The following is a 12,724-nucleotide window of genomic DNA, read 5'->3' as shown; positions in this document are numbered from 1 at the left end:
TCACTTACTCAGCGGAGTACTCCTTCGAGGAACGAGAAGGAGTTTCCTTTAACACATCCTCGAAATTTTATTTTTTACTAATATTTCATATTTAGAATTATAGTGGTATAATTAAAATACAGGTTATTGCTAATAATAACTTGGTATAGAACTTGCTATATAAATCAACGAGGTTACTTTTCGAAAAAGTAACAAAAAATAATACATAAGGTGGGTGTTTTAAATGATTGGAAAAACAATCGATCAAATTCAATTAGGTGACAAAGCTTCTTTCACTAAAACTATGTCAGAAACAGATGTATACTTATTTGCAGGTATTTCTGGAGACTTAAACCCTGCACATGTTAATCAAGTTGATTCTGAAAAAACTATGTTCAAGGGCAGAATTTGTCATGGAATGTTAGTTTCAAGTTTAATTTCAACAGTTCTTGGAATGTATCTTCCAGGTCCAGGAACAATATATATGAGCCAAGAAGTAAGATTCTTATCTCCAGTTAGAATGGGAGATACAGTTACAGCTGAAGCAGAAGTAATTGAAAGAAATGTAGAAAAGAACAGATTAGTTCTTAAAACAACTGTAACAAACCAAGATGGAAAAGTAGTTATAGAAGGTCAAGCAAAAGTAATGCCTCCTAAAGCTGCAAAATAATATTTTTAATAATTATTTGTAATTTATAAAGATAACCTTCTAAAACTTATTTAGAGTTTTAGAAGGTTATTTTTGCTTTATTTTCAAACACTAAATATAGCTCTTGTAGAACTTAAAATGATGAATTAATGACGAAAATCTGATACAATATAATAGAAGATAATACTTACTATATAAAGGAGTTAATTATATTGAAAAATAGACTGATTGATTGTGAGTATGAGAATGTTCAAGCGCTATTAAATAATATTAATGTAGGAATTATCAGCATTAATACAGATGGCATAGTAACTGGAATAAATAAGGCTTCAAATAAGATTTTTGGCTTAAAAGCTAAAGAAGTTCAGGGACAATTCATTGAAGACGTTCTACCAGAATTAGAATTATTAAATGCTATAGAATCAGGAAATGAGAGCAGAAATATTAATTTCAACTACAAAAATAAAAATCTTTGCGTGGATAAAGTTCTTATAAGAAACGATGCTGAAGTTCTTGGGGCTATGGCAATAGTATATGATGAGACTGCTGTTATGAATCTTACTAAGCAATTAGAGGAGGAAAGACATCTAGGGGAGGTTTTAAATACTGTTCTTGAAATAGTATATGATGGTATAGTAGTAGTAGACAAAAATGGATATATAACTATGTTAAGTAAGGCGTATATGGAGTTTTTAGAGTTAGATAAGGAAGACGTAATAGGAAAACATGTTACAGAAGTAATAGAGAATTCTAGAATGCATATAGTAGCTAGAAAGGGTATTCCGGAAACAGCACAACTTCAAAAGATAAAGGGAAGATATATGATTGCTACAAGAATACCAATTATTAAAGATGGTAAAGTAGAAGGAGCAGTAGGTAAGGTATTATTTAGAAATATAAAAGATTTTAACTCCTTATATAATAAAATTAGCAAAATAGAAAAAGAAGTTCATCACTATAAAGGTGATGCAAAGGAAACTAACAGTGCAATATATTCTTTTGATAATATAATAGGAAATAGTGCAAAATTAGAAGAGGCAAAATCTATAGGAAAGAAGGCAGCTCTTACAAACTCCAATGTTCTATTAATAGGTGAAAGTGGAACTGGTAAGGAACTTTTTGCCCATGCAATACATCTAGCAAGTGATAGAACCTATGGAAACTTTGTTAAAGTTAATTGTGCTGCTATTCCAACGGATTTACTTGAATCGGAGTTATTTGGATATGAAAGAGGTTCCTTTACTGGAGCTAAAAAGGAAGGCAAAATAGGTAAATTTGAATTGGCAGATGGAGGAACAATATTTCTTGATGAGATAGGAGATATGCCTCTGCATATGCAAGCTAAACTTTTGAGAGTATTGCAAGAAAAAGAAGTGGAGAGAATTGGTGCCATTGTTACAAAGCAGATTGATATAAGAGTTATTGCAGCAACTAATAGGAATTTAGAAGAAATGATAAAGGCAGGAGAATTTAGAGAGGATTTATATTATAGATTGAATGTAGTTACAATAAATATACCTCCATTGAGAGAAAGACCAGAAGATGTAGTGACGCTTTCTTCATATCTTATTGATAAAATATGCAAAAAACTTGATAAAAGTGTAAAAGGGATTGATAACAAGGCGATGGAATATATGAAGAACTATAAATGGGAAGGTAATGTAAGACAACTAGAGAATGTTATAGAAAGAGCTATAAACCTTGTGGAATATGGAAAAGAAATAAAACCAGAACATCTGCCTCATAATATCGTGGGAAAAGGAATTATACATAATGTAGAGAAATTAGATGAGGTATTAAATAAAGCTGAAAAAGAAGCTATAATTAGTGCTTTAAATGCATTCAATGGCAATAAGAGTAAGGTAGCAAAGGCTTTAGAAATAAGTAGAACAACTCTCTATGAGAAGATGACAAAGCATAATATTACTGAATAAATATATTGAAAAATAAAAAGTGTAAAGTATAATGAACAAAAAATACGGTTTATAAAAGTATATTGTTCGATTAGCTTTACACTTTTTTCATTAATATTGAAGTATTGTACGAAAACATTTACAAAAAGAATTATTTGAATATTTAGAATTGGTTCAAAATGTAAAAAAATATCAAAGCCATATTTAATTTTTGCTTAATATCATGGTTTTTGGGGAAAATAATATTGCTGTATTTTTTGGCATAATAGTTGCTATATAAATATATGGCTATAAAATATTTTATTATATAATATGGAATAATAAATAAATGGTAAAAGGAGGAGAAACGAATGGCTTCAAAAGTAAAAACAATAGACGAAGCTATTGCAATGATCAAAGATGGCGATACAGTCGCTATATCTGGTTTCTTAGGAGCTGTACATCCAGAAGGAATTACAGCAGCCATTGAACAAAAGTTCTTAAATGGTGAAGCAACTCCTAAAAATTTGACTTTGGTTTATGCAGCAGGGCAAGGAGATTCTAAAAACAAAGGCTTGAACCACTTAGGATATGAAGGATTGGTAGGCAAAGTAATAGGTGGACACTGGGGATTAGCTCCAAAGCTACAAAAATTAGCATTAGAAAATAAAATAGAAGCTTACAATTTACCACAAGGAACAATTTCTCACTTAATGAGAGATATAGCTGCGGGTAAGATTGGTACAATAACCCATGTAGGTTTGAAAACGTTTGTTGATCCACGTGTTGAAGGTGGAAAATTAAATGAGAAAACAAAAGAAGACATTGTAAAAGTTGTTAATATAGAAGGACAAGAAAGATTATTATATAAAGCTTTCCCAATAAACATTGCTTTACTTAGAGGAAGCTATGCTGATGAAAGAGGAAATATTTCTTTAGAAAAAGAAGTTGCATCATTAGAAGTTCTTTCAATGGCTCAAGCAGCTAAAGCTTCTGGTGGAAAAGTTATAGTACAAGTTAAGAAGGTAGTAGCTAATGGTTCATTAGATCCAAAACTTGTAAAAATACCAGGAATATGTGTAGATGCTGTAGTAGTCGTTGATTCAGGAGAAGCTTCATGGCAAACCTTTGGTGAACCATTTAAATCAGAACTTTGCGGAGAAATTGTAATTCCACTAAATAATATTCAACCAGCAGAATTAAGTGAAAGAAAGATTATTGCTAGAAGAGCAGCTATGGAATTACCTCAAAATGCAGCAGTAAACTTAGGTATTGGAGTACCTGAAATGGTTGCTATGGTAGCTAATGAAGAAGGTATTGGAGATACGATGACATTAACAGTAGAAGCAGGTCCAGTTGGTGGAGTTCCAGCAGGTGGATTAAACTTCGGAGCTTCCATAAATGCTCAAGTAATATTAGATCAACCATACCAATTTGATTTTTATGATGGCGGCGGACTTGACGTAGCATACTTAGGACTTGCACAATGCGACGCTAAAGGAAACATTAACGTAAGTAAGTTTGGACCAAAGATAGCAGGTTGTGGTGGATTTATAAATATTACTCAAAATGCTAAGAAGGTTATATACTGCGGAACATTTACTGCAGGTGGATTAGATGTTAAAGCTGACAATGGTAAGCTTGTAATAGTAAAAGAAGGAAAAACTAAGAAGTTTATACCTGAAGTTGAACAAGTTACATTCAGTGGAGATTATGCTAAAGAAGTTGGTCAGCCAGTTCTTTACATTACAGAAAGAGCAGTATTTGAATTAAGAAAAGAAGGCTTAGTTCTTACTGAAATAGCTCCAGGAATGGATCTTCAAAAAGATATATTAGATCAAATGGAATTTGCTCCAATAGTTGCTAGTGACTTAAAGACAATGGACGAAAGAATTTTCAAAGATGAGTTAATGGGACTAAAGAAATAAAATATTATTAATTCAAAAATAAATTTTTATAAATTTATTATATAAAACCTTATAATTTAAACCTATACCAAAACAATACCTACAAATAAAAAATACCTACAAAAGTAAACCCTATAAAAAACCCATAATAAAACCCAAAAAATAACCCATAAAAACTTATAAAACCCATAAAAAATAACCCATAAAAAATAAAAAATAAACCCATAAAAAACCCATAAAAGAAAACCCATAAAAATAAAAAAAATAAACCCATAAAACCCCAAAATATAAGTAAATAAATATAATCTAAAAATTTATTTATTAAATTTCTAGGAAGGAATATTCTTCCTAGAAATTTAAAAAAAGTTCAACTAAAATTACCCAAAAGAGAGGATGAAAATTAAATGATAGGAGTATTAGCAATTATTGTTTCACTAGGACTTTTAATGTACCTTGCTTATAGAGGTATAACAGTTCTTATTCTAGCACCTATTTTATCACTTGGAGCAGCATTTGTAGCGAGTGGATCAGATGCTCATGTAATGGCAACATATACAGAAATATTCATGAAAGCATTTGCGAATTATGCAAAATCTTATTTCCCAGTATTCTTATTAGGAGCAATCTTTGGTAAGTTAATGGATGACTCTGGTTCAGCAAAATCAATATCTCAAGCTATTGCTAAAAAATTAGGCGGAGATAAAGCGGTATTAGCAGTTATTCTAGCATGTGGTATATTAACATACGGTGGAGTTTCTCTATTCGTTGTTGCCTTTGCAGTATTCCCAATAGCAGTGCAATTATTTAAAGAAGCAGATATACCAAAGAGATTAATCCCTGGTTCTATAGCAGCTGGAGCATTTACTTTCACAATGACAGCTTTACCAGGAACACCACAAATACAAAATGCTATTCCAATGCCTTTCTTTGGAACTGATGCATATGCAGCTCCAATATTAGGTATAGTAGCAACAATTGGTATGTTAGGTGGAGCTTTACTATGGTTAAACTTTAGAGTTAAAAAGGCTAAAGCAGCAGGAGAAGGTTATGGAAATCATCCAAATGAAAAAGTAGTTCAAATTGATGATGAAAATCTTCCTTCATTTGGACTAGCTTTATTACCAATAATCTTAGTTTTAGTTATTAACTTTGTATTCTCTAAATTTGTTTTTGTAGCAGGCAAATATAATGGAGATTATTTAAAGGATTATGGAACAAAATTAGCATCAGTTTCAGGAACTTGGAGCTTAGTATTAGCACTTGTTATCTCAATAATAATTACAATAATAATTAACTTAAAGAACTTAAAGGATGCAAAAGATAGCGTTAACCAAGGAGCTATTGGATCACTTCTAGCAGTAGTTAACGTATCATCAGAGGTTGGTTATGGAAACGTAATTCAATCACTTGCAGCATTTACTATACTTAAAGAAGCATTACTTGGAATTTCTAGCAACCCAATTGTATCAGAAGCAGTATCAGTAAACGTACTTGCAGGTATCACTGGTTCAGCATCAGGCGGTATGTCTATAGCTTTAGGAGTTTTAGGAAAGACATACTTAGAAGCAGCAATACAACAAGGAATTAACCCAGAAGTACTTCATAGAATTGCAGCTTTAGCATCTGGTGGATTTGACTCACTTCCACACAATGGAGCAGTTATCACATTATTAAGTATCTGCGGACTTACTCATAAAGATTCTTATGCAGACGTTGGTATGTGTTCAGTTGTAATTCCTGTATGTACTCTTGTTGTGGTAGTAATTCTAGCAACTTTTGGAGTAGTATAGAACAGTTAATATACTAGAAATTTGAATTAGAAAGTTAGTAGCTATTTACAAAAGAAGAGAATATTTTTAAAGTAATGGATATAATATTCTCTTCTTTTAAATAGCATTAAATAAATAAAAATATAAAATACATTTTCAACAAAAAAAGATATACAAGCACAATAAAATGTAGTATAATATTCATGTGTAAGTAGTTTACACAAGTTTAATTGCAAATGTCAGAAAAGTATGTATGTTTTTATATGTTTAATATTTTAAATATATTAAACATATATTATAAAAAAACTAAGATTAATGTATAATTTTTGAGAAATTTGTAAACGATTAAATATCCTAATAAAATACAAAATTCGACTAATACTAATGATAGAATCCTAAAAAAATAAAGTTTTTGTTTTATTTAATTTATAATTTGTGCCCCAAAGCCCAATAAACAATATCAATTATCTTATTACAGATAATTTTACTGGGAAGAAAATCTTCCTAGTGTAATTATAAATATTATATTAAGAGTGGAGGAGTAACAAAATGGTAGGAGTAATAGCAATTATAGTTTCCCTAGGTCTTTTAATGTACCTTGCTTACAGAGGTATAACAGTACTTGTTCTAGCACCAATCTTAGCACTAGGTGCAGCTTTTGTAGCAGGTGGAGCAGATGCTCACGTAATGGCAACATATACTGAAACATTCATGAAAGCATTTGCAAATTATTGTAAGTCTTATTTCCCAGTATTCTTATTAGGAGCAATCTTTGGTAAGTTAATGGATGACTCTGGATCAGCAAAAGCAATTTCACATGCTATTGCTAAAAAATTAGGCGGAGATAAAGCAATACTAGCAGTTATATTAGCTTGCGGTATCTTAACCTTCGGAGGAGTTTCTCTATTCGTTGTTGCATTCGCAGTATTCCCAATAGCAATGCAATTATTTAAAGAAGCAGATATACCAAAGAGATTAATCCCTGGTTCTATAGCAGCTGGAGCATTTACTTTCACAATGACAGCTTTACCAGGAACACCACAAATACAAAATGCTATCCCAATGCCTTTCTTTGGAACTGACGCATATGCAGCTCCAGTATTAGGTATAATTGCAGCTATATGTATGTTTGCTGGTGCTGTAGTTTGGTTAAACTTTAGAGTTAAAAAGGCTAAAGCAGCAGGAGAAGGTTATGGAAATCATCCAAATGAAAAAATAGTTGAAATCGATGAAAAAAATCTTCCATCACTTGGACTAGCTTTATTACCAATAATCTTAGTTTTAGTTATAAACTTTATATTCTCTAAATTCGTTTTTGTAGCTAGCAGATATAATGGAGATTATTTAAAGGATTATGGAACAAAATTAGCAACTGTTTCAGGAACTTGGAGTTTGGTTATTGCACTTGTTATATCAATAGTAATTACAATATTACTTAACTTAAAGAACTTAAAGAATCCTAAAGAAAGTGTAAACCAAGGAGCTATTGGATCACTTCTAGCAGTAGTTAACGTATCATCAGAGGTTGGTTATGGAAACGTAATTCAATCACTTGCAGCATTTACTATAGTTAAAGAAGCATTACTTGGAATTTCTAGCAACCCAATTATATCAGAAGCAGTATCAGTTAACGTACTTGCTGGTATTACAGGTTCAGCATCAGGTGGTATGTCTATAGCTTTAGGAGTTTTAGGAAAGACATACTTAGAAGCAGCAGTACAACAAGGAATTAATCCAGAAGTACTTCACAGAATTGCAGCTTTAGCATCTGGTGGATTTGACTCACTTCCACACAATGGAGCAGTTATCACATTATTAAGTATCTGTGGACTTACTCATAAAGATTCTTATGCAGATGTTGGTATGTGTTCGGTTGTAATTCCAGTATGTACATTAGTATTAATAGTAATATTAGCAACTTTCGGAGTGGTTTAATTACAATAATATAACTAAAATAAATTGCTAATTAAGCAGGTATAAATCTTAATCGGTTTATACCTGCTTTTATTTTTTGAATTTGATTAGGATATTTTAGATTTTAGTGATAGTAAATTACTAATAAGTAACTAAGGTATAAAAGAAAGCACTATGTGTTTTATAAAGTACTATAACACAAAAAAGTGCGTACTTGTTAAAAATTAGACAGAGGAATAGAATCAAGTTGTAAGTAAATTTTGAAAATTATAAGGAGGAGAAAAAATGGAATTTAAAAACGTTATTTTAACTAAGGATAAGGGGATAGGAACACTTACTATCAACAGACCTAAGGCATTAAATGCTTTAAATTCAGAAACTCTAGCAGAAATTTGCGATGCAGTACAAGTAGTAGCTAAAGATGATGAAATAATTGTTCTTATAATAACTGGAGCTGGCGAAAAATCATTCGTTGCTGGTGCAGATATATCAGAAATGAAAGATATGAACGCTATGCAAGGAAGAGAATTTGGTATATTAGGAAATAAGGCTATGAGATCTATTGAAGCATTAGAAAAACCAGTTATAGCAGCTGTAAACGGTTTTGCTTTAGGTGGCGGATGTGAACTTTCTATGGCATGTGACGTAAGAATAGCTTCTACAAATGCTAAATTTGCTCAACCAGAAGCAGGACTTGGAATAACTCCAGGATTTGGTGGAACTCAAAGATTAGCAAGACTTGTTCCAATGGGAATGGCTAAAGAATTAATATACACAACTAACATGATTGATGCTCAAGAAGCTTATAGAATAGGTCTTGTAAATAAAGTTGTTGCTTTAGAAGATTTAATGGCTACAGCTATAAAATTAGCTAATGACATGATCAAAAATGCACCAATAGCTGTTAAACTATGTAAACAAGCAATAAACAGAGGAATGCAAGTAGATATAGATACTGCTATAGCTTTCGAAGCAGAATTATTCGGAGTATGTTTTGCTACTGAAGATCAAAAAGAAGGTATGACTGCATTCGTTGAAAAGAGAAAAGAAAAGAACTTTAAAAATAAATAATAAATTATAAATAACATATAGAACCTAGTAAGGTTAATATCTAAATTTGTTAATAAAAATGCTTAAGTATTTTTATATTATACATTTAAACTTTGATGAATTCATCAAATTACCAACAAAGCTTTGTAAACGTTTATTTAACTTCTCAATAATCTCAATAATTTTTTCAGAAATCATATCAATAAAAAATATAATAATTTAAGAATGGAGAGTAGTAATATGTTAGGAGTATTTGGTATCGTATTATCATTAGCCCTTTTAATATACCTTGCATATAGAGGTATAACAGTTCTTGTTCTAGCACCAATTTTAGCATTAATGGCTGCATTTATAGGTGGTATAGGCGGTCAAGAAACTCATATAATGGCAACCTATACAGAAATCTTCATGAAAGCGTTTGCAAATTATGCAAAGAACTACTTCCCAGTATTCTTACTAGGAGCTATCTTTGGTAAGGTAATGGATGACTCTGGATCAGCAAAAGCAATAGCACATGCTATAGCTAAAAAATTAGGAGCAGACAAATGTGTACTTGCAGTTGTTTTATCAGTTAGTATACTAACTTATGGTGGAGTTTCAATGTTCGTTGTTGCTTTCGCAGTATTCCCAATAGCACAACAATTATTTAAAGAAGCAGACATTCCAAAGAGATTAATCCCTGGTACAATCGCATTAGGATCTTTCACATTTACAATGACAGGTCTTCCTGGTTCACCACAAATACAAAACGCTATTCCAATGCCTTTCTTCGGAACTGACGCATATGCAGCACCTATTCTTGGTTTAATCGCATCAGTTTGTATGTTCGGTGGCGGTATAGTATGGTTAACTTTAAGAGTTAGACAAGCTAAAAAAGCAGGAGAAGGTTATGGAGTACATCCAAATGAAAAATTTACTGAGATTGATGAAACTAACTTACCTTCATTAGGACTTGCATTAGCACCTATTTTCTTAGTACTTGGAATTAACCTTGTTTTATCAAAAATGGTTATCGTTGCTGGAAAATATGACGGAGCATACCTAGAAAAAGCTCCATATTTAACAAAGCTAGGAAATGTTGCAGGAACATGGAGTTTAATTATAGCCTTAGTAATATCAATATTAGCTACAATAATATTTAACTATAAGAGATTAAAGAGTGCTAAAGACACTGTAAACCAAGGAGCTATTGGATCACTTCTTGCAATTATAAATACATCTTCAGAAGTTGGATATGGAAACGTTATCCAATCATTAGCAGCATTTACTATAGTTAAAAACGCATTACTTGGAGTTTCTAGTAACCCAATTATTTCAGAAGCAATTTCAGTTAACGTACTTGCAGGTATCACTGGTTCAGCATCAGGTGGTATGAGTATAGCTCTTGGAATTCTAGGAAAACAATATTTAGAAATGGGTATACAACAAGGTATCAGCCCTGAAGTTCTTCACAGAATTGCATCACTTGCATCAGGTGGATTTGACTCACTTCCTCATAACGGAGCAGTTATAACACTTTTAACTATCTGTGGATTAACACATAAAGAATCTTATAAAGATATCGGTATGATTTCAGTAGCAATTCCTTTATGTTCCTTAGTGGTTGTAGTTGTATTCGCACTTATGGGAGTTGTTTAATAAATAATAAAATTTTAATAATTTTAATTGTAATAAAATATATTCAGGCTGTTACCAATAGGTTGACAGCCTGAAATTTATTTAATAAGGGTATATTAATTACTTTCTTAAGGAGGGGTAAAAATGGCTTCAAAAGTAAAAACAATGGCAGAAGCAATAGCAATGATTAAAGATGGTGATACTGTAGCTGTGGGTGGTTTCGTAGGAGGAGCACATCCAGAAGGAATCACAGAAGCAATTGAAGAAAAATTCTTAAATGGTGAAGAAGTAGCTAAAAATTTAACATTAGTATATGCAGCAGGACAAGGTGATGGAAAAGACAGAGGATTAAACCACATGGGACACGAAGGACTTGTTAGCAAAGTAATAGGTGGACACTGGAATCTTGCTCCAAAACTTCAAAAACTAGCATTAGAAAATAAAATAGAAGCTTACAATTTACCACAAGGAGTAATTTCTCACTTAATGAGAGATATTGCTGCAGGTAAGATTGGTACAATAACTCATGTAGGTTTAAAAACCTTTGTTGACCCACGTGTAGAAGGTGGAAAATTAAATGAGAAAACAAAAGAAGACATTGTAAAAGTCGTTAACATAGAAGGACAAGAAAGATTATTATATAAAGCTTTTCCAGTAGATATTGCTATAGTTAAAGGAACTTATGCAGATGAAAGAGGAAATATTTCTATGGAACAAGAAATTGCATTCGTAGAAGCTCTATCTATGGCTCAAGCAGCTAAAGCTTCAGGTGGAAAGGTGCTAGTACAAGTTAAAAAGGTAGTAGCTAATGGAACATTAGATCCAAGACTAGTTAAGATTCCAGGAATATGTGTAGATGCTGTAGTAGTTGTTGACCAAGGACAAGCTTCATGGCAAACTTTCTCAGAACCATACAAGGCAGAATTCTGTGGAGACGCTGTAATTCCATTGAATTCAATAACACCAGAACCATTAAGTGAAAGAAAAATTATAGGAAGAAGAGCAGCTATGGAATTACCTAAAAATGCTGCAGTAAATTTAGGAATAGGAATGCCAGAAATGGTAGCTGCAGTAGCTAACGAAGAAGGCATTGGAGATACAATGACATTAACAGTTGAAGCTGGTCCAGTTGGTGGAGTTCCTGCAGGTGGCGGAAACTTTGGAGCTTCAGTTAATCCTGAAGTTATATTAGACCAAGCATATCAATTTGACTTCTATGATGGTGGCGGACTTGACGTAGCATTCTTAGGACTTGCTCAATGTGATGCTAAAGGAAACATCAATGTAAGTAAGTTTGGACCAAGAATAGCTGGTTGCGGCGGATTCATCAATATAACTCAAAATGCTAAAAAAGTTGTATATTGTGGAACCTTTACTGCAGGCGGATTAAAGGTTGCAGTTGACAATGGTAAGCTTATAATAGAAAAAGAAGGTAAAACTAAGAAGTTCATGCCACAAGTTGAACAAATAACTTTCAGCGGAGACTATGCTCAAGAAAATGGCCAACCAGTTCTTTACATAACAGAAAGAGCAGTATTTGAATTAAGAAAAGAAGGATTAGTTCTTACAGAAATTGCTCCAGGAATGGATCTTCAAAAGGATATACTAGATAAAATGGACTTTGCACCAATTGTTGCTAAAGACTTAAAGACTATGGATGAAAGAATTTTCAAGGATGAATTAATGGGACTAAAATAATATGAAACATTTAAGAACCCTATGCGCAGCATAGGGTTCTTAAATGCTTTATATATAATTAGATGGTACCTATAATTACAGTAAAACACATTGATTTTATTATATATATATGATACAATGATTTAAAAGTTAATAACAGTGCCTTTAATTCAGTACGAGATACTGAGAAGGAGATGCAAGTGACATGTTATAAGGGGTTCCTTATAATTTTATTACGCAATTTTTATGCCTTCTCGTTAATCGTGGAGG

At 32.1% G+C, this 12,724-nt stretch carries 8 protein-coding genes; all 8 read left to right on the top strand.

What is annotated here, in order from left to right:
* Positions 1-223 precede the first annotated feature (223 nt).
* The 8 genes from CLHOM_RS15415 to CLHOM_RS15380 all read left to right on the top strand — a co-directional run bounded on the left by CLHOM_RS15415 (position 224) and on the right by CLHOM_RS15380 (position 12,475).
* On the top strand, positions 224-649 hold the full coding sequence (locus tag CLHOM_RS15415) for a MaoC family dehydratase (RefSeq protein ID WP_052222593.1): 426 nt from the start codon (positions 224-226) through the stop codon (positions 647-649).
* Between the two features lie 188 nt (positions 650-837).
* Entirely contained in the window at positions 838-2,562 is a 1,725-nt protein-coding gene (locus CLHOM_RS15410; protein WP_052222592.1) for a sigma 54-interacting transcriptional regulator, read from the top strand.
* Between the two features lie 329 nt (positions 2,563-2,891).
* Complete coding sequence (locus CLHOM_RS15405) at positions 2,892-4,448, top strand: acyl CoA:acetate/3-ketoacid CoA transferase (RefSeq protein ID WP_052222591.1); 1,557 nt, start codon at positions 2,892-2,894, stop codon at positions 4,446-4,448.
* Positions 4,449-4,831: 383 nt separating this feature from the next.
* Positions 4,832-6,217, top strand: a complete 1,386-nt coding sequence (locus CLHOM_RS15400) for a GntP family permease (RefSeq protein WP_052222590.1) — start codon at positions 4,832-4,834, stop codon at positions 6,215-6,217.
* Between the two features lie 528 nt (positions 6,218-6,745).
* Positions 6,746-8,131 (top strand): GntP family permease, encoded by a 1,386-nt coding sequence (locus CLHOM_RS15395; RefSeq protein WP_052222589.1) that lies wholly within the window; start codon positions 6,746-6,748, stop codon positions 8,129-8,131.
* A 264-nt stretch (positions 8,132-8,395) separates the two neighbouring features.
* Entirely contained in the window at positions 8,396-9,181 is a 786-nt protein-coding gene (locus tag CLHOM_RS15390) for a short-chain-enoyl-CoA hydratase (RefSeq protein ID WP_052222588.1), read from the top strand.
* 219 nt (positions 9,182-9,400) lie between these two features.
* On the top strand, positions 9,401-10,798 hold the full coding sequence (locus CLHOM_RS15385; protein WP_200903920.1) for a GntP family permease: 1,398 nt from the start codon (positions 9,401-9,403) through the stop codon (positions 10,796-10,798).
* Between the two features lie 123 nt (positions 10,799-10,921).
* Complete coding sequence (locus CLHOM_RS15380; protein ID WP_052222586.1) at positions 10,922-12,475, top strand: acyl CoA:acetate/3-ketoacid CoA transferase; 1,554 nt, start codon at positions 10,922-10,924, stop codon at positions 12,473-12,475.
* The last annotated feature ends 249 nt before the right edge of the window (positions 12,476-12,724 follow it).

Origin of the sequence: Clostridium homopropionicum DSM 5847, assembly GCF_001263795.1 — a bacterium.
Classification (GTDB): Bacteria; Bacillota; Clostridia; order Clostridiales; family Clostridiaceae; genus Clostridium_H; species Clostridium_H homopropionicum.
This window is presented reverse-complemented; position numbering and strand designations above follow the sequence as displayed.